Origin of the sequence: Roseibium alexandrii DFL-11 (assembly GCF_000158095.2) — a bacterium.
GTDB classification, from domain to species: domain Bacteria; phylum Pseudomonadota; class Alphaproteobacteria; order Rhizobiales; family Stappiaceae; genus Roseibium; species Roseibium alexandrii.
Window position 1 is genome coordinate 5,032,745 of sequence record NZ_CM011002.1, and the last position, 22,309, is coordinate 5,055,053.

Consider the following 22,309-nt stretch of genomic DNA (forward strand, 5'->3'; position numbering starts at 1 on the left):
GAGCTGCGCTCTAACAATCTGGGAGCGTCATTTTGGAGTAAGAAGGGCCGACCATGAGCGGTGTTGTCAGAGGTAACACGCCACGTATTGTGCGATGGTGTTTTCTATTGTCAACGCTATTGGTGATCTCGGCGTGTTCAGAACCCATTCGCAACGTTATCGGGGTCGACACCCCGGCAACGCCGGCTGCAACGGTCGAGGGAACCACGCTTCGGACCGTCTATGTCTCGACCACACGTAAGCGCTCGGCGGATGACCTTGCAAAACTGAGTGTAACCGTTATCGATCTGACCGAAGTGGAAGATCCCACGACCCTCAATCATAACAAGTTCGCAAGCGCCTAAGAGTTTGTACGGCTCGTTGGGGGGCTTGATGAAGAAGACGCTTTTGGCGATCAGGGAGCAGAAGGATCTGTAGATCGATTGCCGTATAGCGCGAGGCTTGTCCGAAGTAACATCGATTGAGTTCACGCAACTGCAAAATCTTTGATGGCTTACATTTGCAGAACGTTGGGTTTTTTTGAGAGTTAGAGGCGGGTGAGGGCCTTTCCCCGCCCCCAACAAGAGGTGACCTGCTTCGGCTGAAGTTACTTGCCGGCGCGTTCGCGGGAAATGGGCACCCAGACTTTAATTCGACTGCGCAGAAACCAACTTTTGTGTGGGCGTGGATCAGTTTAGCGCGAGTTCCTCGATCTTGGCGGCTGCCTCCCGCAAAGCCGGCAACACCGATATAAGATTTTCAAAGGACAAACGTTGTACGGGTGCGTGTATGGAAAGCGTTGTAAGCAATCGTCCTTCGCTATCCTTCAGGGGCACTGCAATCGCAGCGAATTCACCCTTTGTCCCGCAATACGGACCTTCATTAAACCGCAGCGAAAGTCCTATATCCTGAAGGTTTTTCGATGCGGGCCGTTGCGTGGCGATTGCCACGAAGCGGGCGTCGGTCCGCGTTGACAAACCTCGGAAGGAGGAACCCGCGGGGCCTTGACGAAGCGTCTATGGGAAAGAGGCACGCTGCGGGTTTCTATTGTGTTGTTGTGCGCCGTTGGCAGGAGCAAACGTGCGGGCCAGATGGTTTAGGACGGGTTGATCGGAAGCAGATCGGGCAGTCTCTCTCTGTCAGTTTCGAAGATTTTGCGGTGTTCAACGGCATTTGGCGCACACCGATGCGCTCCCGGAATGCAGTGTCTTTCCGGATGGGCTGTTGGCACTGTGCCGGGCAGGTCGTCAAGCTGCCTCCTGTCTTGGTGGTGCACGGGACCGGGGCTTATGGCCGCGTTGGAATATCTCGACAATGCGGATCGGGCCGCCGCAGTCCGGGCATGCTCTATCAGCGTGAGCGGAACGATCTCTGCGCCTGATGGCTTATCCTGTTTGACTGTCCTCGCTCCGAGCGGAGCGCAGATCTTTGCGACATTGGTCTTGCGGCCTGCGCTGGCCAGAAGACCGTAATGGCGGATGCGGTGGAAGCCGTCGGGCAGCACGTGGATCAGGAACCGGCGGATGAACTCGCAACTGCCAGACGCATAACCTTCTGGCCGTTGCGATGCTTGGGCGTGTAGTCCGTCCAGCGGAACGTGACCGTCCGGGCATCGGCGCTGATCAGGCGGCGGTTCGAGAGGGCCACCCGGTGGGTGTAGCGGCTGAGATAGGCCAGCACGGCCTTTGGGTCACCGAAGGGCGGTTTGGCGTAGACCACCCATTCGGCTCTGCGCAGGGGCGCGAGCCATGCCGTGAAGACGTCACCTTCGGCCAGCCCTGCCAGATCACCGAAGAAGACCAGATAAAGTGCACGATGCAGAACCATCAACCCCTGCAGAAACAAACGCCGGAACAATCGGGACAGGACCCTGACCGGCAGGAAAAACCCTGGACGGCGAGAGATCCATCGCGTGCCATCCGGAGACAGGCCTCCGCCGGTGACAATGATGTGGACATGCGGATGATGGGTGAGTGCCGAGCCCCAGGTATGCAAGACGCTGGTCATGCCGATGCGCGCCCAGGTGCCGGGGATCGCTTGCGATGGTAGTCAGTGTCTCGGCTGAAGCGCGGAACAACAGGCCATAGACCGCCTTCTTGTTCCAGTAGGCGATCCTTGCGATCTCCGCCTACAGGGTGAAGACCATGTGGAAATACGCCACCAGTAGCATATCTTCGGCCCGCGCCGCCATCCAGTCCCGCGCTGCCGGTCCCTGGCATTTTGGGCAATGCCGGTTCTTGCAGGAATTGTAGGCGACATGCTGGTGGCGGCACTTAGCGCAGGCTGCCACATGCCCGCCAAGCGCCTCCGTCCGGCAGGTCTCGATGGCCGGACATGACCTTGAGCTGGTTCAAGCTGACATGCCCGGCATTGGTCCGCCGCCACGTGGGAGCATGAGTCCGGAAGATGTCCGCTATCTCCAGCCTATGCCTGCTGCCCGGCAGTCGATTGCACCGCAATCGACGAAAGGGGGACACTCTGTGCGGGTTATTCCGGCCCGTGCCTCAGCGTCTGATGCTGTAGCTGCTTCAGCCGCTCGAAGGGACTGACCGTATCGCGGATCGTCCTGGTGGCGACATGGGTGTAGCGGGCCGTCGTTGTCAGCTTGGTATGGCCGAGCAGCACCTGGATGATCCGCACATCGGTATTCGCCTCCAGAAGATGGGTGGCGAAGCTGTGGCGGAGCGTATGCAGTGTGGCGGGTTTGGAGAAGGCTGCCATGCGCTTTGCCGAGGTGAAGGTCCGGGTCAGCAGGCCCGGCGAGATCGGGTTGACCTTCGGCCTGCCTGGAAACAGCCGGCCGTGGGGCCGTGCCTCACGCCAGTAATCGCGCAACACGTCCAAAAGATCGGGCGACAGCATGGCCTTGTGATCCTTGCAGCCCTTGCCCTGATCGACATGGATCAGCTCCACGACTTCCTCCACGCTCAGCACAATGGGCAGTGGCCGCGGCTTGCGCTGAAACTGCATATGCCGCTTCATGTCCTCGCGCCCGCAGGTCACGCCTCAAAAGAACCTAAGGGCAACGATCCGGACATAGAATGTCGAAGGCGACACCCCCGCATTCGTCATGTGCAATTGATAGCTGCGCAGCTCTTCCGGAGTCGCCGTATCGGGTGGACGGCCAAGGTAAGATGCAAAATCCTTGATGGCCCGGATATGGCTCTGCCGAGCCTTCTCGCCTATGCCACGAATGTGCATGTCTTCGATCATTCGCTCGCGCAGTGGCGTGGTTCTCTCCTCCGTCATGGGAACCTCCTGTCTGATGATTGAGAACACTCCAATCGTCGGCCAGAACCGCCTATCCTCAAATCGCGCCGTGAAGATCATCCCAATCGCCCGACACGAGCGCTATTGCCGCGCGAGCGGCTTAGTCCATCCGTCCTATGCTTTCATCTTTTAGATAGCCTCGCTCGGCCCGGCACCGAAAGCGAAGTCCTAGAATATCATAAACAACGCTTGGGGATTGACTTCAGGGGTCGGCCGCAGGGCCGTGCCAAACCCTGGAAGATCGGGGCAATGGTGAATGCTGCTTATGACTGACGGTTTTTGTTGCACTCGGTTCAAGTTCAATCTTGTTCACGGATGATAGAAGTTTTTCAAGAAACAAAACGCCCGATCAAGTGATTGAAAGTTACGGATTCCTCGAGATGAACCGCATGCGCGCATCCGGGAACAACAGCCAGACTGCTTTCGGGCACCGATTGCCAAAGGGTCTGTATTTGTGGCCAGGGATAGGTACGGTCCTGATCACCCCAGATGACCAGTGTTGGGGCGCTTATGGAGCTTAGGGAGGTTTCTCCGGACCAATCGCGCATAGCTTCAAGGCCTGCCTGGATTGCATCAGGGCTGCTGCATTCGGCGATTGCTGCGCACGCGGGATAGGCTTCAGCATTTTCGCGTTGCAGGAACCAGGTCGCAGCAATCCGGCGCGCTGTGGCTTTGGCGCCGTCGTCTTTCGCCCGCTGCATAGACGTTTCGATCGATTCAAACCGGCCTGGTAAAAGGCCAAGGGCACCGGTGCTGTAAAGCACCAACCGCGACACGCGATCAGGTGCCTGCCGGATCATGTCCTGCACCACCATGCCTCCCATGGAATGCCCAAGCAGTAGAAATCGCTCAACGCCCTGTTCCGTCAGCTCGTTAAGAACCCAGCGCGCCAATTTCTCGATGGAGTTTATTGGGTCCAGGTGCGCGTTTTTACCGAAGCCGGGAAGATCGACTGCGATCAACGGAACCGTGCTTTTTAACGGGGCCTGTGGTTCCCATTGATCACTCCCGCCCATGAAACCATGGACAAGAACCAAGGGGATCATTTGCGGGCCCCTTGTACGATGCGGTCCAGGATCATGGCGCAAAACAGGATGGAGAAACCGGCCAAAATACCCTGTCCAACGTTTGCGTACTGCAGTGCCTCCAGAACGTCTTCTCCAAGACCCTTTGCGCCGATCAGAGACGCAACCACCACCATGGCCAAGGACAGCATGATCGTCTGGTTGATGCCAGCCCGGATCGATGGGCTCGCTAGGGGAAGGTCCACTTTCGTGAGCAAGTACCACTTGTTGGCACCAAAGGCGATCGCTGCCTCACGCACACTCTCCGGAACGCCGCGCAGACCCAGCACCGTCAAACGCACAACTGGCGTGCCGCCAAAAATCATGGTGGTGACGACTGCCGCGGGTTTGCCTGTCCCAAAAAAAGCGATTACCGGGATCATGAACACAAAGGCCGGCATGGTCTGCATGAAATCCATTATCGGCTGGATCACGGCATAAAAACGTGGCCGGCGTGCCGCAAACATCCCGAGCGGGATCCCGATCGCAATCGACAGGCAGGCTGCGGTGCCGAGCAAGGCCAATGTGGTCATCGCCTTGTCCCAAAATCCGAGGAGACCCATGTAGGCGAGAAACGCACCGGACCAGATGGCCGCGCGGGCGCCAGCTGTCAGCCATGTGAGGAGGATGATCAGGCTTGCAACCACAATCCAGGGGGTGCTGACAAAGACAAGCTCGAGAGTGTCGAGCAGCAATCGAATTCCATAGGTAATGGCGTCAAAGAGGGCCTCCCCGTTAGCGACACAAAAGGCAAAGAACCTTTCCACGGCATCAATGCTGACAAGGCGAATATCCGGGTCGGTCGGGAAGGCGGACAACAGTGAAAAGCGATCTGGAAAACTGTAGTGCAGGACAGACGCCAGCACGATGACAAACATGAAGACAGCGCTGAACGCGATCTGCGAGCCGGGCATCCCGGACCGGATAGTACTGTCAGACAGCCATTCAGAGAACCTGGATTCCAGTGCCGAGTTCGCGACCACGGCTTCGAATGCCTTCACCAGAATGAGAAGTACCACGCCAGCAAGGGCGATCCAGATCCCCTGGTCTGCCAGTGCTTGGGCTTCTGCCCGAATGCCGCCGATGTTGGCTTCCAAAGACGCGACTGTGCGCTGATAGACCTCCATCTTGTCAGATCCGCTTTCAATCGCCGCGGCAAGCTGTTTGCGGCGCAGCTCCAGCGTCCCCTCGATAGACGCGATCCGTGCCATGGCCTCGGCAGCAAGGTCTCCAAAAAGACCCCGCGCGATTTGAACAATCGCGACCGTTTCAAGGATCAGGAACGGCAGCGCCCATGACCACAGCCCGCGAGCGCCGAACCACACCGGCCCAAATAATCCAGCCATAAGGTTCAAGGTTGGGGTGAAGCGGGATCGGGCGCCGATCCGGTTGAAATTCTCTAAGTAATAGTCAGGGTTGGTTCGGACGAACTTGGCAATGTTTTGTCGCCGTTCTTCATCATAGATCCGGGCCGCTTCGGCTTCGGCATCTTCTATCGAGGTGTTGAGCTGATCCATCATGATACCTCCGTCCCCTCGATCACCGTCCTCAAAATGTCGGCTCGTGTGATTACCCCAACAAGTGTGCCTTGGTCCTCAACCAGAATGGCATCGCCCGTATCGATAGCCATGTTGATCAGCGTACTGAGAGTTTCACCCTCATCAACGCGCGGCGCGCCTTCCGGTACCGGCCCATGGTCGGTTTCGTATTCAGAGATTGGCCGCATCACAGCGTGCGCGCGGACCACCTTCAGCCTTGAAATGCCGGCGACAAAGTCGGCCACATAATCATCGGCCGGATGCATCACAATGTCCTCGGCTGTGCCCATTTGCACGACGCGGCCGTCCCGCATGATCGCAATACGGTCCCCGATGCGCACGGCTTCATCCAAGTCATGGGTGATGAACACCGTCGTTTTCTTCAAGATCTTGCTTAGCCTGATGAATTCGTCTTGCAGTTGCCGCCGGATAAGTGGATCCAGGGCGCTGAACGGCTCATCCATCAGAAGCACATCCGGATTTGCCGCCAGGGCCCGCGCCAGTCCTACCCGCTGTTGCATTCCTCCTGAGAGCTCATGGGCATATTTTGCGCCCCATGCGCTGAGCTCAACGATATCAAGAAAGGAAGCTGCCTGGCGCATCCGCTCGTTCTTGGGAACACCACGGATTTCAAGCGGCATGGCAACATTGTCGAGTACTGAGCGGTGCGGCATCAGGGCAAAGTTTTGAAAAACCATGCCGATCTTCCGGTTACGGAACGACTGCAAGTCTGCCGGTGCAAGCCCGACGACATCTGTTCCCTCGATCAGTATTTTCCCATCGGTCGGTTCCAGAAGGCGATTGAAGTGCCGAACCAAGGTTGACTTGCCGCTGCCCGACAAACCCATGATGCAGAAAATCTCACCCCGATTGACTGACAGGCTAACATCCGCAACACCCACAACCGCGTTCCACCGATCCAAAACCTCGGCTTTAGACAATCCTTCATCGCGGACCGCGGACAGGGCGGCGTCCGAGTTCGCACCGAAGATTTTCCAGACATTGGAGATTTCAATAACGGTGTCGCCGTTCATATCTGGTCAGGTCCTGAATTGTTGACGCCAATTGCGATGCTAGAAAGCAAATGGTGCCGGCTGAGCCGGCACCAAGAATATCAAGCTTGGCGGTTCAAAGACCCAGCCATTCATCAACCCGGTCCGGGTTTGCCTCGACCCATTCCTTCGCAACTTCTGCTGGCTCCCGGCCCTTGCCGCTGATCTCATATGCGAAATTGCTGACATCGTCGGCACTCAACGAAAAGTTCGCAAAAAACTCGGCTATCGCCGGGGATCTGTCCGCTAGGGAGTTCGACCAGGCAATTTGGACCTTCTTCAAGGCATCTTTGGTGGCCACATTCGACTTGCTGAACCAGTCCGCGTCATCGGAGGGTTGAACCATGACATATTTCTCCGGGTCGTAAGCCGGTTCTGTCAGCATCTTGACGTCAAACATGTACCAGATGGCGTGAGGCTTATAGCAATAGAAAGCATAGCCTTCGCCCTTTGCAATAGAATCCTTGACCCGTGCAGTCTTGACGCTCTCTTCTGCTCGGATTGGCTCGATGAAGTCCATCAGGCCATAGTCGCGCACCTTGACTTCATTCACATTCGCAGAAGCCCAGCCGGGTGCGCCGATCCACATTTCTCCTTTGCCGTTGCCATCACTGTCCATCATTGCTGCAACGTCTGGTCGGCCAAGGTCGGCAATATCCGTGATGTTGTTGGCCTCACCAAAATCCTTGGAAACGCAGAAGCCCTGATTGCCCTCGTAAGGGTTTGAAGACAGGGTCACCGTTCCCGCTTCATCCACGTATTTCTTGGTAAAGCTTTCCTGATTTGGCAGCCAGACATCCGGGTGAACGTCAATGTCTCCCTTGCCTTGGTCCATGGCCTGGAAAATGGTCGCGTTGTTGCCCGGGATCATTTCCGCCTTGCCGCCAATCCGCATCTCCACCACAGCGCCCAAAAGGTGCGCTATCGCTTGCGCCCCGGTCCAACTCGGGACACCGATCTTCACTTCCTCGGCAGCAAACGCGGGCAGCGTCATTGCGCTGATTGCCGTGGCTAGTGTTATGCTTTTCAAACTCGTGTTCATGTTCAACTCCTCTGGTGAAAGGTGCCGGTATTTTGCGGCTTTTTGTTCATCGGGCTCCGGTTTGTCCGGTTATCCCATGCTCCCAAGTATCTGATCTTCATAGGCAAACAGGGATGTTGATCCGCCTGTATGCAAAAAGAGGACATTGTCATCAGATGAGAAGAAGCCCTTCCTGATAAGGCCGATCAGGCCGGCCATGCCCTTGGCCGAATAGACCGGATCGAGAAGAATCCCTTCCTGACGCGCTGTCAGGTGAATGGCTTCAAGGGTGGTTTCAGCTGGCAGGCCGTAGCCTTCTCCGACATACCCATCATCGACGAGGATCTTCCCCTTTTCGATGGATGTGCCTCCCAGTTTTTTGAGTGTTTTTTCCGTTGTGGCATACACGGCAGCAACTTGCCGATCGTGCGGTTGGCGCACACTGACGCCCATAACGGGGAGGTCGTATCCCAGAACGTGAAATCCTGCGACCAGTCCTGCTTGTGTGCCCGAACTGCCGGTGCCCATGACCAGCCATTGGAAGGTTTGGCCCGTTTCTGCGCACTGGTCCGCGATTTCCTGGGCACAGTTGGCATAACCCAAAGCGCCAATGGCATTCGATCCTCCACCGGGGATGAAGTAAGGCTGCCGACCTTCTGCACGAAGGCGCTGTGTGACGGCTTCTGCTTCCGCGTTCATGTCAAGGCCGTCGGGGCGAAACTCGTAGGTGACGCCAAACAGCTTGTCGAGAAAGACATTGCCTGTCTCCTCGTAGGCGGGATCCCGGTCTGGGACGCGGCGCTCCAAAAGAACGTGGCAATCCAGGCCCAATCGGCACGCGGCGGCAGCGGTTTGGCGGACATGATTGGATTGGACTGCACCTTGAGTAACGACCATGTCGGCGTTTACACGCAGAGCATCTCCCATCAAGAACTCGAGCTTGCGAGTTTTGTTGCCCCCTGTTGCAAGTCCGGTGCAATCATCTCGTTTGATGAACAGTTTGGGCCCATTCAGATGCGCCGTCAGGCGTGGCATCTCCTCGATCGGCGTTGGTTGGTGGCATAGGCTAATGCGTGGAAACGGCTCCAAATCAATACGTGGCTTGGTCTTGAAATTTATTGTTGCAACGGACATTGGCTCGATCTGCTTAGTTTTTCCTCACGACCAAGAATGAGGCAATAAAAAAGGGCCGTCCAATTTTATGGTTGCATTACATTATGCAATATTTGCATAATCTGAGTATGGATCTCTATCTTTTCCGGGACCTTCTTCGCCTGAGCCAGACGGGTAACTTCTCCCAGGCCGCGCAACTGTGCAATCTGAGTCAGTCAGCATTCAGCCGACGCATTCGTTCGCTTGAAGCCTGGGTCGGCGTGACATTGGTCGATAGATCCCGTCAGCCTGTGCGCCTAACACCGGCTGGCTTGCAAATGCTGGAAGCGGGCACACAGGCGCTGGACCGGGTTGAGCACGAACGGAGCCAGTTGCTTGAGGCCCAATCCTTGCCTGACAAGTATGTGGTGACTTTCGGTGCCCAGCATTCCATCGGGTGGCGGTTTTATCCCACGTGGCTTCAGAGTTTTGAGGAAACCTACGGTCCCATCTTGTCACGCCTCCGGGCAGACGATTTGCCAAACTGCTTACGGGATCTGCAAAATGGTGATGTCGATTTTGTAATCGCTTATGAGAGTGCGCACGTCCGCTATTGTGACACCGGACGCCGAATGGCGCGCAGCAACGCACTGCCGCTTGAAACCCTAAAAATCGGCCAGGACACTTTGATCCCAGTGTCGAAACCGACGCCTGACGGTGCCCCGCTCTTTGATTTGAATTCAGGCCTTTTGGAGTTGCCGTTTCTGCGCTTTGGTGATGAGGCGCCAATCGGTCAGCATCTTGGGTCTCTGTTTGAGCAAGAAAAAATCCAGGAGCGTTTGCGGGTCGTTTATGAAAATGCCATGGCAGGGGCATTGAGGATCCGCGCGCGCGACGGGATGGGTGTCGCCTGGTTGCCTGAAACCCTTGTCGCGCAGGATATCCGGTCCGGAGCACTGGTGCAGACCGGGCGGCCTGAATGGTCTGTTCCATTGGAAATCACGTTGTTCCGGAACGACAAGCACACCAATCGATTGACCCGCTCAATCTGGTCTTTCTTGGAGACGCGAAATCCGATTATGTAGTGGCTTCTTGCAGCCACTTCTTATGTCTATAAAGCACGGAAGGCTGCGGCTTCTTAGAGTATCCCATCTGTCACAGCATCCGACATAAGGGTACCTATGGAATTGCACTCTAAACTTATTGTTTTGCCGAGGGCGGCGAGCTCTGACTGCCATACTTCTATAACTTTGATCTTCATTAGATCCTTAGGCATTTGCCGAAGCCGTCCTTTTTCAACAATATCGTTCTGGTCCGATCCACTGGGCGTCTGAATACCGATCACCATGGGCCCAGCCAACTGGCAAAACCGACTCGATACGATCCAGATCGGCAGTTGAAAGATCGAGAGTTGCCCCGGATATACATTCTTTCAAGTGACCCACCGACCGCGTGCCCGGGATCGGGATCACATGCTGTCCGCGTGTCAACAGCCAGGCATTTGCCAGCCCCGCAGCGGTTGTCCCCATCTCAGATGCGAGTCTCCGAAATGCTCCCAATATTCGTAGATTTTCTGATAGGTTCGGCTCCACAAAGCGCGGGTTTCCGGCGAGAAATGGCAGTTTTGGAATGCGGTCGCTTGGGATCGGGTTGTCGGTCAACAGCGAACGGCCAACCGGAGAAAACGCGACCATGGTCACCCCGAGTTCAGCGCAGGTTTGAACCAGTCCGAGGTCTGGAAACCGGGTCGAAAGGGAATACTCCGACTGAACGGCGGCAATTGGAAAGGCTTTCATGGCGCGCCGAAGGGTCGAAGGTGCCACTTCCGACAAGCCGATTGCGCGGGCTTTGCCCTTTTTTACCAGCCGGCCAAGATTGGCAGCCGTTTCTTCCGGGCTGAAGCGCGGATCACGGCGATGGGCGTAGAACAGGTCCACGTACTCCAGACCGAGCCGTTCCAGAGACTTGTCCAGTTCACTTTCCAAGTGCTCTGCCGAGTTGTCGAAACTCCGGTTCCCTTCAGGATCGCGGGTGATGCTGGCTTTTGTTGCGATAACAAATTCGTCCCGCGTACCGGGATTGGCTTTCAGATAAGTGCCAATCGCCGTCTCCGATTTCCCCATGCCGTAGACATTTGCGGTGTCCAGGTGAGTTACTCCGAGGTCACGGCAGGCGTCGAGAATGGCGTGGCTTTCTGTTTCATTCGTTGGTCCGTACATGTCGGAGAACGACATGGCTCCAAAGCCGATCGCGCCTACCTCCGGCCCATTGGCTCCCAGTTTCCGTTTTTTCACTTTTGCCTATCCCCACTCTAAACCCCGACATGGCCTTTTTAAGCTCTTGTCTTGAAATATCAAACATCTGGATTCTGGTCGGGAGCTCATTCAGCGAGATCCCGCATAACCGTGATCAGATCTGACTTGCCCTCAAATCCGATGCCGGGCAGTTCAGGCATGATGATATGCCCATCAATCACATCAACTCCATCTGGAAATCCGCCGTAGGGTTGAAAGAGATCCGGGTAACTTTCGTTACCGCCAAGACCCAGTCCTGCCGCGATGTTCAGCGACATCTGATGTCCGCCATGGGGGATGCATCGGGTTGGCGACCAGCCGTGTTCATGCAATACGTCCAGCGTGCGAAGATATTCCACGAGGCCATAGGACAACGCGCAATCGAATTGCAGCCAGTCACGGTCAGGGCGCATGCCGCCATATCGCAGCAGGTTGCGAGCATCCAGGTGGGAGAACAGGTTCTCTCCGGTTGCCATCGGTGCCGGGTAAAACTCTGTCATCGCCGCCTGAAGCTGGTAGTCCAATGGATCACCGATCTCTTCAAACCAGAACAGCGGATAGCGCCGCAGCATTTTGGCGTAGGCAATCGCCGTTTCCAGATCGAACCGGCCGTTCGCGTCAACGGCGAGTTGGGCATCGCCATTAATCTCGTTGAGCACGGACTCGATCCGGCGCTGGTCTTCTTCAATCGACGCGCCGCCGATTTTCATTTTTACGACCGTATAACCCCGATCAACGTAGCTGCGCATTTCCGCGCGCAACGCAGCATCATCCTTTCCGGGATAGTAATATCCACCCGCTGCATAAACGAAGACCTTTGGATTGGCCTGAAGCCCTTTTTTATCTGCGAGCAAGCGGAACAGCGGCTTGTCCTCGATCTTTGCAACCGCGTCCCAAACCGCCATATCGATCGTGCCGACAGCAACAGATCTTTCTCCATGGCCTCCCGGCTTTTCATTTTGCATCATCGTTCCCCAGATGGCGTGAGGATCGAAGTTGCTGCCAGCTTGGTTGAGGAGTTGTTTCGGGTCAGCGTCAAGAATGCGGCTGCGGAAGCGCTCGCGGATAAGCCCGCCCTGTCCATAACGGCCATTTGAATTGAAACCATATCCGACGACGCGTCTGCCATTCCGCTCGACATCTGTGATGACGGCTACAAGGCTCGCGGTCATTTTGCTGAAATCAATGTAAGCATTTCTGATCGGCGAAGAGATTGGCTTGGTCACTTCCCTTATATCGACGATGCGCAATTGAGATCTCCTTGTATTGAATTCTACGGGTGAACTGGCCGGCCTGGCCTTGGTCGCCTCGGATGTATCGGCTTATATGGGTCGGTCGCCAATGCGGGGGATGAGGAGGGAAGCGCAATTGGAAAAAAAAGTTGTTGTTTCAGAGTTCATGGATGAAGCCGCCCTTCAGAAATTCGGGCCTGCATTCCAGGTTATCTACGATCCGTCGTTGGTTGATGATGAAGAAAGGCTGTTTCAAAAACTTGCTGATGCAGATGCATTGATCGTGCGGAACCGGACGCAGGTCGGCGCTCGCCTCCTGGATGCGGCGCCAAATTTGCGTGTGATTGGTCGGCTGGGCGTGGGTCTGGAGAACATTGATCTCGGTGCATGCGCCAAAAGAGGTGTCAGTGTTAGACCCGCGACCGGTGCCAACACGCAATCAGTCGTGGAATATGTTTTGGGGGCTATGCTGGTTTTGCGGCGCGGAGCCTACACCTCAAACCAGGAAATGCTGGATGGGAATTGGCCTCGCACTGCACTTGGCGCAGGCGGCGAAGTCCAGGGGCTGACGCTTGGTCTTCTTGGGTATGGGGAAATTGCTCAGGCGGTGGCTCAGGTTGGGCTTGCATTTGGCATGAAAATCATCGCCTTCGATCCTTACCTGGCCGATACGGACCCTGCGTGGACCCACGTCCAATCCTGCGGTCTTGAGGACCTTCTCGCAAGAGCAGATGTCATGTCGCTGCACGTTCCGTTTACCGATGCCACGGCTGGGCTGATTGGTGCGAGCGAGCTCTCAAAGATGAAATCCAGTGCATTGCTCATCAACACGGCGCGAGGTGAAATTGTGGACGAACCTGCGCTCGTCAGCGCGCTCAAATCCGGTCGATTAACTGGGGCCGCAATAGATGTATTTGCAAAGGAGCCCCTCGATCATGCCGCAGCCGCCGTCTTCAAGGACTGTCCAAATCTCATTCTGACACCGCATATTGCAGGTGTCACAAGGCAGGCGAATGTGCGTGTCAGTCATGTGACGGTAGAAAACGTATTGAAAGTTTTGGCCAAAGAAGGTGTGTGAGTTTTTCCGGCTCCCTTACGTAAAAACGCGTGACGAGAGCGATGTTGAATGCCTAAGATCAAAAAAAAGATCGAAAATACATGCATTTCAACAGGGAGGAAATAAGCATGAAACTTAAGTCTGCCTTATTGGCGGCGACACTGGCGGTGTTCGCCGGCGCAGCATCTGCGGAAGAATTTCCAAGCGGAAGTGTTGATTACATCATTCCTTTTGGCCCGGGTGGAGAATCCGACATAACGGCGCGTTTCCAGCAGCCATTCTTTGAGAAGCTCTACGGCGAACAAATGGTTGTCAATTACCAGCCTGGTGGTGGCGGTGCCGTCGGCTGGTCGCAACTGAACAACATGGCGGGCGACGGATCCGTCATTATGGGGATCAACCTTCCCCATATTATTATCAAGCCAAAACAAGGTGATGTCGGGTTTCAAACAGAGGACCTGGCTGCCGTCTATATGTTCCACTACACGCCGGATGCCATCGTGGTTACGGCGGACAGCCCATACTTGACGCTTCAGGATCTGATCGACGACGCCAAGGCCAACCCGAAACAGGTAATCTTCTCCGGCTCAGGCAAAGGGACTGCCAACCATCTGGCGCAAGTCCAGTTTGATGAGATGGCAGGAATGGAGAGCACATACGTCTCGTTTAAAGGCACGGGGGCGTCTGTAACTGCTCTTCTTGGCAAGCAGGTGAAGGCGGCTTGGGGTTACACCACAGTTGGTGCTGCACAGGGAGACAAGGTCCGCTTGCTGGCTGTTGCGATGGAAGACCGCCACCCGGCGTTCCCTGATGTCCCGACCTTTCGCGAGCTGGGCTACGACATGGTGTCCGGTGCCTACCGCGGCATAGCTGTGCCGAACTCTGCTTCCGAAGAGGTCCGGACGCAGGTTTCTGATGCAATCAAGGCCATCAATGCAGATCCGGATTTCCAAAAACAGATGCTCGATGGTGGCTTTGCGCTTGTAGACGTTGGCTACGGGGCTGAAATGGACGCCTTCATCTCGGATAAGGCCGAAGGATATCTTAACGCCGCGCGTTCGGCTGGCATTATCGAATGATAAAATTGATGAAGGCGCTGTTTGCGCCTTCATCCTCACACCTGTGACGTTCCGCGTCTCTCCCGGGAGGAATTCATGCTCGAGTTTATCATCGGTGCTTTGTCACCGCTGAACCTGCTGCTTGCCCTATTGGGCGTGGCTGCAGGAACGATCATCGGTTCCATTCCAGGACTGACTGCGACCATGGCAGTCGCCGTGCTTGTGCCGCTGACGTTCACGATGTCGGCGGACAGCGCTCTCATTCTCATGGGGGCGATTTATACCGGGGCGATTTATGGCGGCGCTTATGCCGCCATCTTGTTGAACACGCCCGGAACACCGTCGGCGATTGCGACCACCTTCGACGGTTATCCGATGGCAAAACGTGGCGATGGTGATTTAGCTGTATCGGTCGCATGTATCTCCTCGGTCATCGGCGGGCTCGTCGGTGCTTTGGCGCTCTTGTTCTTGGCGCCACCATTGGCAGAAGCCGCCCTGGCATTCGGTCCTGTGGAGTATTTCTGGCTGGCAGTCTTTGGACTTTCGCTGATTGCAGCGCTGTCGACAGGGGATTTTTTGAAAGGCGTGATCGGAGCCTGCTTCGGGCTGTTGCTGGCGATGATTGGAATTTCCGAAACGAGTGCGGAGGTTCGTTTCACATTTGGGTCAAATGTGCTTTTGGGCGGAGTTGAGACAGTATCGGCCCTGATTGGTCTCTACTGCATACCGGTGCTCATTGACCTGGTGGCAACTCCGGACAGACACCTCAAGGCGCCGGAGCAAACACGGGGATTCCGGCTCCCAGAAGCATTTGGCCTCCTCTTGAAGAACAAAATCAATGTGATGCGCAGCTCTGTCATTGGCACGATGGTTGGAGCACTTCCAGGCGCAGGTGGCTCGATCGCGGGCCTGGTTGCGTATTCAGAGGCACGGCGCACCAACAAGGGCAAACCGCCCTATGGCGAGGGTAACCCGGGGGGGATCATCGCGACGGAATCCGCAAACAATGCCACGGTTGGCGGTGGCTTTATTCCCACCCTTGTCCTAGGCATTCCGGGGACCCCGCCGGATGCGGTTATCTTGGGGGCGTTGCTGGTTCAAGGTGTGCGGACGGGGCCAAGCCTCTTCGCCGATGGTGCCAACATCGTTTACACCTTCATCTTCGGCCTTTTACTTGCCACTGTCCTGATGTTGCCCGTCGGATTGATGATTGGCCGCTTCGCTTATGGTGCCATCGTGCGCGCGCCGAAAGCTGCACTCGTCCCGATCGTGGCGTTCATGACGGTGATCGGCACGTTTGCGATCCGCAACAGCTTGTCCGATATCGCAATCATGATTGTGCTTGGCATTGTCGGCTGGGTTGCCGGCAAGCGTGGGTTTTCAGTGTCGCCCATCGTCCTTGGATTGATCCTCGGCCGGATTGCAGAGCAAGGCTTTGTCCAAAGCTGGACGATTGGTGACGCGATTGGAAATCTTTGGGGGCAATTCTTTGGACGGCCGCTGTCAATGGCCATCATTGCACTGACGCTTCTGACCTTTTTCTATCCGTTCCTGCCGCGTTTGAAACAGCTTGTTTCCAAGAGCACCGTGACGCCGGCAGATGAACGCGAACGCGCGTCCAAACCCGCTATCCTGAGAGATCTGCTTGGGCTGCTGATTGCCGGTGGTATTGCGCTGCTGGCTCTGCAGCAATCGGCTGGCCTGAACCCTGAAGCCGCAGTGTTTCCCCGGACGATCGCGATGGCAATGGCTGTCGTTGTCGGCCTGGCCCTTTTAAGGTTGGTGGCGACCAGGCATGTGACGGAGTTTGCGGTGGAAGGATCATGGATCCGCATGACAGCGCTGCCTTTGGTTATGCTGGGCGCAGTTTTTTTGTTTCCGGTTCTCGGGTTTGGACCAACAGCAGTTCTCCTGGGTCTCGTTTTGACCGTTGTTGCACAGCATGACCGATTTTCACTGAAAAACTGGGCAATCCTGCTCCTGAGCGTGACCGCTGTAATTGTCGCCTGCACGCTGCTGTTTAGCGAAGTTTTGTCTGTGCCTTTGCCATAGGTCCTGCATTTGAGCAGGCTGTAAGGACAAAAACGGCTGAGATGCTCGTCGATCCCTATTCAGCCGTGTTCACGTTCGACTTGGTGAATGAAATCGAGGGCGGTACGGCTGTGAAAAACCTGCGGCTCGGTCAACGCGAAGAACCGATTTGGCGCGTACACCGGACAACGGATCTTTTATGCAAGTTATGTGAAGACTGGAGGGAAGTATCAGGTGATCGCCCTCACAACGATCGCAATGCGCTTCGAACCGGCTATGGCGAACGGGAGCATTTGTTTGTAGCTTTTAGGCGAGCACCAGCCGGCGCAGCTGAATGGACAGTAGGAACAAAGGAGCGAGGCTCCGTTTGACGATATAGCCTTCCGGTTAACTCATGAATGAGTTGCCTTGAACGACGCGCAATTGGGTTGCAGCATCGACAAAGATTGTTGAAATGCGGAAAGTCTCGGGCTTTCGTTTTTTTTGAGTTTGGAAAGGTCAGGATGCAGGTTCAGCCAGATAGGTTTTTGCAAGATCTTCACACCTTACGATCCTTCGGCGCGAGTGGTGTGGGCAAGGGCGTGGTGCGCCCGGCCTTTTCGGACCCAGACGTCGCGGCCCGGACGTGGCTGTTCGACCAGTTGGCGGCGGCCAGTCTTGCCCCGCATGTGGACCCGGCGGGCAACGTTTTTGGCCTGGCTGATGAACCATCCATTCTTTTGGGGTCTCACAGCGACACGCAAACTGAAGGTGGCTGGCTGGACGGGGCCTTGGGTGTCATTGCCGCTTTGGAGATTGCGCGGGCTGCAAAAGAAACAGGTGGTCCTCCAGTTTCCATCGTGAACTTTCAGGACGAGGAGGGGCGCTTCGGGGTTCTGACAGGATCCAGCATTTATTCAGGCAAGACCACACTGGCCGAGGCTGACACTTTCACCGACGTGAACGGGGTTTCCTTCCGTGAGGCACGGTCTGCGATGGCGGATCTTACGGGTGAGCTCATACCGCACGCCCAATTCACTGGGTTCATCGAATTGCATATCGAACAGGGCAGCACGCTGGACGAGGCAGGGGAGGCGATTGGCGTTGTTACGGACATCGTTGGGTCCAGGCAGCTGCAAGTGACCCTGACCGGTCAGCAAAACCATGCCGGAACGACACTCATGCATCAGCGAAAGGATGCGTTTCAAGCACTGTCGGCGTTCAACACCGCGATCAACGACCGTCTTCGAAACATTGTAACGCCCCGCACTGTCTGGACGATTGGACGGGTACATTTGCGGCCCAATGCTCCTTCCATCGTGCCAGGTGAAGTGGTGTTCGACGTGCAATGGCGCGATGTTGATGACGATCGGCTTGCCCGGATGGAAACCCTCATTCGCGATCTTGTTTCTGGGATCGCAGAAGAACATGGGATGACGGCGGAGATCGTTCCCATCAAGGCACTTCAACCAGTGCCGATGGATGCAACCTTACGCGCGGCCCTGTGCGCCGGAGCTGAGGCACAGGCTTCCGGCAAATGGCGCGAGATGCCGTCCGGCGCCTTGCACGATGCCTCAAACATGGCCTGTTTGATGCCGGCGGCCATGGTGTTTGTCCCGTCGATCGGAGGGATCAGCCACGATTTTGCCGAAGACACGAACGAGGCTGACTTGATCATCGGCCTGCGCGTTCTGGCGGATGCCGTCAGCCGACTAAGCTGAAACAGTCATCAAATAACCGAATTCAGTCCACGGATATCGCTTTTTCGAGTAAAGTGTACCCTTCAATCATCGATTTAGTCTGCAGTCGGTCTAAGCATCTATGTCACGGACCATTGTAATCTGTGTCTTGAGCGTTCGAAAACCGTGCCCGTTTTCCGTGGACTGCTCAAGCAAGAGATCGGGGTGTCCTCATAACACGACCCCGATCTTGTACGCTCAAACATAACGTAAAGTGTTGTTTGTGGGTTTGGAACTCCCAGAAGCGGGAGGTTGCGATGTGCTTCGCGTGTTTCTTTCGACTGCTCACCTCCCTCCGCCAGAACTCTGGAGTTCATAAGAGTTCCATATACGAACCGGTCCTCCAGCATCTCCATTACCTGCGCCCCGGTTGGTCTACTTGACGTCTTTTTGGCCAACTCGGTTTTCGTGTGCATGAACACCGGCAGGTCGCCGGTGGACGGGTTGTAGAGGGAGCGACTTTCACCGTGGTTTTAAGAATTGCAATGTCACATGTTGCGCTCTGCTTCGACCTCTGCATGAAATCTCGAGCTTACTTGCGTGGCCCGAGTGCATCGCGCAAGGATCGGTTCAAAACCTGTTCTCCACGCAGGTCCAAACCAGAGTGCAAATCGATGATGTGGCTTTTCTGGACCTGTTCGGCCTCGGCCCCGTCCCGTTTTTCAAATGCGTCCAAGAGGGCATGATGTGAATGGCTTTCACAGGCGGTGTCTGACCTCTTCCAATAAAGCGCAATGATAAGTGACGACCGGGAAATCAGTGACCGAACCATGCCAGTGAATATCCGGTGATCGGCGATTTCTGCTATTGCAGTATGAAACGAACCGGACAGCATCAGCGCACGACCCATATCCGAGGCGTGGATGGCTGCGTGTTCCGCGTCCAGATGTGCTTTCAGATCTGCCAACTGTGTTTCCGTAATTGCATCGGCGGCAAGGCGCGCAACTGCAGGCTCGATCAGGGCCCTAGCCTGAAACACTTCGTGGGCTTCCCGTATGGTCGGTTTAGCAACGTAAGCGCCCCGGTTCTTGATCATGCTGATCAGACCGGAATGCGCCAAGGCTTGAAGAGCCGCCCTGACGACAGTGCGGCTTGCCCCGTAGATTTCGCCGACCTCATCTTCAGACAGTTTTACGCCAGGAGCCAGCTTGTGCTCCAAAATTGCAGCCTGAATGTTGAGGCAAATCTCCAGTGTCCGTCCCGGGGGGAGCGCAAATACCTCATGCAGGGTGGTTTGTGATGGATCGGATGCGGTCACAGAAATCGTCATGTTTATGTTGCCCGGTGCGGCATTTGGTTGACCTTACCTGTTCAGGTCGGACACAGCAATCGCAGACTGTATACAATATTTAGTCATAACGTATTTTATTTGACTGATAATTGTGCACATAATTAATGCCGCTTTATCCTCTCGCGGTCAAAACATGACAGAAACCTCAGAAATCCGCTGATATCTATCCTTGGCACGCCGTTTGCGTGAAGTGTCTCAAATCGCAATGAGTGAAGGAGGCCCTCGCAAATGGTACAATCCCTGGAGCTGGAACTGGCAGCCGTCACCAAGGCCTATGGTGCCACGATTGCGGTTGATGCCATTGACCACAGGTTTTCCGCGGGGTCCTACTCGTGCCTGCTTGGCCCATCCGGATGCGGAAAGTCGTCAACGCTGCGCATGATCGCCGGCCATGAAGGGGTCTCTGCCGGCGATATCATATTTGGTGGTTCGAATATCACCGACCTGCCTCCGGCAAAGCGGGGCACGGCTATGATGTTTCAGAACTATGCGCTTTTCCCGCATTTGTCGGTCCTGGACAATGTCGGTTTTTCCCAAAAGATGCGCGGCGTAGGTCTGGCCGACCGCAACAAGAAGGCTCTCCAGTTGCTGGAACTGGTCGATATGGCCGATTATGCAGTGCGCTTGCCAGCTCAGTTGTCTGGCGGGCAGCAGCAGCGGGTTGCCCTTGCCCGCGCGCTCATCACCGAGCCCTCGGTTCTTCTGCTCGATGAGCCTTTGTCAGCGCTTGATCCGTTTTTGAGGATCAAGATGCGGCTTGAGCTGAAACGGCTGCAGCGTGAGCTCGGAATTTCCTTCATTCATGTCACCCACAGTCAGGACGAGGCGCTTGCGCTTGCCGATGACATTATCGTCATGAACAACGGCAGGATCGAACAAGCAGGCAGTCCACGGGTTGTCTTCAATGCGCCGACCACGGAATTCGTCGCCCGGTTTATCGGTGGACACAACGTGCTTCAGCACCAGAATGCACGTGTCGCCTTGAGGGCGGACAGGTTACAGGTCCTCAAATCGGCACCGCAAGCAGCTGATCACCTCACAGCCAGCGTAGTGGATGTCGAGTATCTCGGATCAACCGTCAATCTGGCGCTCGATGCAGACGGTGCCGGAGATCTGACGGCCGCTCTCAGCGAAGAAACGTTCTTTCAAGACCCTATCGAAATCGGGACAACCGTCTTTCTCAAATGGAAGCCGGAAGATGTTCACCAATTGGCCGCCTGACGGTTGCCGATGACGCCCTTCTTGCAAAGGGCCAACACGACTCCAAGAGGGGTAACAGGAGTAGGACCATGACAGACAGACTGGACAAAAAAGGCATCAGCCGGCGGAGCATTCTCAAAGGGGGCGCGGCCGCAACAGGCGCGGCGCTTGGCTCTGGAGCGATCACCGGGTTCCCAACCATTTGGGCACAGAACATCAAGGACGTCACGCTCCGCCAGTTCGGAACCGGCGTATCCAACCTCAACGAGGTTGCTGCAAAAGTTAAGGAAGACCTCGGTTTCACACTGGAAATGACGGCGCTTGACAGTGATGCCGTCACCCAGCGTGCGGCCACACAGCCAGACAGCTTCGACATCGCCGATATTGAATACTGGATCTGCAAAAAGGTCTGGCCGACCGGCAACCTGCAGGCGATGGATACGTCGAAAATCAAAAACTACGACAAAATCGTCGGCATTTTCCGAAACGGGAAACTGACACCGGAAAGCACGATCGCGCAAGGCACGGCGCCGCATACGGTCGGTTTTGTGGAAGGTGTTGACGGCAAAACGTTCGTCGATAACGAAAGTGGCTGGATGACGCTGATCCCGACCATCTACAACGCCGATACTTTGGGCATTCGTCCTGATCTGATCGGCCGGCCGATCTCAAACTGGTCTGAGCTGCTCAATCCGGAATTCAAAGGCAAGGCATCGATCCTCGATATCTCGTCGATCGGCATCATGGACATGGCAATGGTTGTGGAATCCATGGGGGAATACAAATACCCGGACAAGGGCAACATGACCAAGGAAGAGATCGATCTGACCCTTGGTATCTTCACCGAAGCCAAGAAAAATGGTCAGTTCCGGGCTTTCTGGAAAACATTCGACGAAAGCGTCAACCTTATGGCGTCGGGTGAAGTCGTCATCCAGTCCATGTGGTCTCCGGCCATCACGGCTGTTCGCTCACAGGGAATCCCCTGTGTCTACCAGCCGCTTGAAGAAGGCTACCGCAGCTGGGGCGGCGGCATCGGTCTGTCCAAGAGCCTCAGCGGTCTCGAGCTTGATGCAGCCTACGAATACATCAACTGGTATCTCGATGGCTGGGTCGGCGGCTTCCTCATGCGCCAAGGCTATTACTCTGCAGTTCCGGAAACGTCTAAGAACTTCATGTCCGAAGACGAGTGGGGCTTCTGGTTTGAAGGTAAGGCTGCCGAAGGCGACATCACCAACCCGTTTGGAACGGTCATGGAAAAGGCCGGTGCAGTTCGCGATGGCGGGTCGTTCTACGATCGCATGGGGGCTGTTGCCTGCTGGAATGCGGTTATGGACGAGAACCAGTACATGGTCCGCAAGTGGAACGAGTTCATCGCGTCCTAAGCCTGTTTCCAAAATTGGTGCCCGGGGTTC

The 22,309-nt window shown here is 55.7% G+C and carries 19 protein-coding genes and 1 pseudogene; 8 read left to right on the forward strand and 12 right to left on the reverse strand.

Annotated elements, in window-relative coordinates:
• The first annotated feature begins 53 nt into the window (after positions 1-53).
• Positions 54-344, forward strand: a complete 291-nt coding sequence (locus SADFL11_RS23215; protein ID WP_134853118.1) for a hypothetical protein — start codon at positions 54-56, stop codon at positions 342-344.
• A gap of 324 nt (positions 345-668) precedes the next feature.
• Here the strand turns inward: SADFL11_RS23215 and SADFL11_RS25890 are convergent, their stop codons facing one another.
• The 9 genes and pseudogenes from SADFL11_RS25890 to cuyA form a co-directional block, all read right to left on the reverse strand.
• The gene (locus SADFL11_RS25890; RefSeq protein WP_040450923.1) at positions 669-929 is read right to left on the reverse strand and encodes an IclR family transcriptional regulator domain-containing protein; all 261 of its coding nucleotides are present in this window, start codon (positions 927-929) and stop codon (positions 669-671) included.
• A gap of 297 nt (positions 930-1,226) precedes the next feature.
• Positions 1,227-2,423, reverse strand: a pseudogene (locus SADFL11_RS23225) (IS91 family transposase).
• Positions 2,424-2,466: 43 nt separating this feature from the next.
• Positions 2,467-2,961: a tyrosine-type recombinase/integrase gene (locus SADFL11_RS25645; protein WP_322962263.1), complete on the reverse strand. Its 495-nt coding sequence runs from the start codon at positions 2,959-2,961 to the stop codon at positions 2,467-2,469.
• 24 nt (positions 2,962-2,985) lie between these two features.
• Positions 2,986-3,228, reverse strand: a complete 243-nt coding sequence (locus tag SADFL11_RS25650) for a site-specific integrase (protein WP_228198236.1) — start codon at positions 3,226-3,228, stop codon at positions 2,986-2,988.
• Positions 3,229-3,578: 350 nt separating this feature from the next.
• Positions 3,579-4,295, reverse strand: coding sequence for an alpha/beta fold hydrolase (locus SADFL11_RS23235; RefSeq protein ID WP_040450922.1), 717 nt, complete (start codon positions 4,293-4,295; stop codon positions 3,579-3,581).
• Positions 4,292-5,833 (reverse strand): ABC transporter permease, encoded by a 1,542-nt coding sequence (locus SADFL11_RS23240; RefSeq protein WP_040450921.1) that lies wholly within the window; start codon positions 5,831-5,833, stop codon positions 4,292-4,294. Before SADFL11_RS23240 ends, SADFL11_RS23235 begins: the two co-directional genes overlap by 4 nt.
• Complete coding sequence (locus SADFL11_RS23245; protein ID WP_008192038.1) at positions 5,830-6,885, reverse strand: quaternary amine ABC transporter ATP-binding protein; 1,056 nt, start codon at positions 6,883-6,885, stop codon at positions 5,830-5,832. Before SADFL11_RS23245 ends, SADFL11_RS23240 begins: the two co-directional genes overlap by 4 nt.
• A 94-nt stretch (positions 6,886-6,979) precedes the next feature.
• A complete protein-coding gene (locus tag SADFL11_RS23250; RefSeq protein WP_040450920.1) occupies positions 6,980-7,945 on the reverse strand; it encodes an ABC transporter substrate-binding protein in 966 nt (321 codons plus the stop codon).
• A 69-nt stretch (positions 7,946-8,014) separates the two neighbouring features.
• Positions 8,015-9,058, reverse strand: a complete 1,044-nt coding sequence (gene cuyA, locus SADFL11_RS23255; RefSeq protein WP_008192535.1) for a D-cysteate sulfo-lyase — start codon at positions 9,056-9,058, stop codon at positions 8,015-8,017.
• A 107-nt stretch (positions 9,059-9,165) separates the two neighbouring features.
• Between cuyA and SADFL11_RS23260 the strand changes: the two genes are divergently transcribed.
• The gene (locus SADFL11_RS23260) at positions 9,166-10,101 is read left to right on the forward strand and encodes a LysR family transcriptional regulator (protein WP_008192272.1); all 936 of its coding nucleotides are present in this window, start codon (positions 9,166-9,168) and stop codon (positions 10,099-10,101) included.
• A 210-nt stretch (positions 10,102-10,311) separates the two neighbouring features.
• Here SADFL11_RS23260 and SADFL11_RS23265 read toward each other — a convergent pair whose 3' ends face one another.
• Together SADFL11_RS23265 and SADFL11_RS23270 are read right to left on the reverse strand one after the other, a co-directional pair.
• Complete coding sequence (locus tag SADFL11_RS23265) at positions 10,312-11,310, reverse strand: aldo/keto reductase (RefSeq protein ID WP_008193494.1); 999 nt, start codon at positions 11,308-11,310, stop codon at positions 10,312-10,314.
• A gap of 86 nt (positions 11,311-11,396) precedes the next feature.
• Positions 11,397-12,560: a mandelate racemase/muconate lactonizing enzyme family protein gene (locus SADFL11_RS23270; RefSeq protein WP_008194301.1), complete on the reverse strand. Its 1,164-nt coding sequence runs from the start codon at positions 12,558-12,560 to the stop codon at positions 11,397-11,399.
• Between the two features lie 148 nt (positions 12,561-12,708).
• Here SADFL11_RS23270 and SADFL11_RS23275 point away from each other — a divergent pair, with 148 nt between their 5' ends.
• The 4 genes from SADFL11_RS23275 (at position 12,709) to SADFL11_RS23290 (ending at position 18,388) form a co-directional block, all read left to right on the forward strand.
• Entirely contained in the window at positions 12,709-13,620 is a 912-nt protein-coding gene (locus SADFL11_RS23275) for a hydroxyacid dehydrogenase (protein WP_008191944.1), read from the forward strand.
• Positions 13,621-13,727: 107 nt separating this feature from the next.
• Complete coding sequence (locus SADFL11_RS23280; protein ID WP_040450919.1) at positions 13,728-14,678, forward strand: Bug family tripartite tricarboxylate transporter substrate binding protein; 951 nt, start codon at positions 13,728-13,730, stop codon at positions 14,676-14,678.
• A 75-nt stretch (positions 14,679-14,753) separates the two neighbouring features.
• On the forward strand, positions 14,754-16,709 hold the full coding sequence (locus SADFL11_RS23285) for a tripartite tricarboxylate transporter permease (RefSeq protein WP_008192082.1): 1,956 nt from the start codon (positions 14,754-14,756) through the stop codon (positions 16,707-16,709).
• A gap of 482 nt (positions 16,710-17,191) precedes the next feature.
• Positions 17,192-18,388 (forward strand): hydantoinase/carbamoylase family amidase, encoded by a 1,197-nt coding sequence (locus SADFL11_RS23290; protein ID WP_040450918.1) that lies wholly within the window; start codon positions 17,192-17,194, stop codon positions 18,386-18,388.
• A 550-nt stretch (positions 18,389-18,938) separates the two neighbouring features.
• Here SADFL11_RS23290 and SADFL11_RS23295 read toward each other — a convergent pair.
• On the reverse strand, positions 18,939-19,676 hold the full coding sequence (locus SADFL11_RS23295) for a GntR family transcriptional regulator (protein WP_008194833.1): 738 nt from the start codon (positions 19,674-19,676) through the stop codon (positions 18,939-18,941).
• Between the two features lie 249 nt (positions 19,677-19,925).
• Here SADFL11_RS23295 and SADFL11_RS23300 point away from each other — a divergent pair, with 249 nt between their 5' ends.
• Together SADFL11_RS23300 and SADFL11_RS23305 are read left to right on the forward strand one after the other, a co-directional pair.
• A complete protein-coding gene (locus tag SADFL11_RS23300; protein ID WP_008192570.1) occupies positions 19,926-20,918 on the forward strand; it encodes an ABC transporter ATP-binding protein in 993 nt (330 codons plus the stop codon).
• 68 nt (positions 20,919-20,986) lie between these two features.
• The gene (locus SADFL11_RS23305; protein WP_008196699.1) at positions 20,987-22,279 is read left to right on the forward strand and encodes an ABC transporter substrate-binding protein; all 1,293 of its coding nucleotides are present in this window, start codon (positions 20,987-20,989) and stop codon (positions 22,277-22,279) included.
• Positions 22,280-22,309 lie beyond the last annotated feature (30 nt).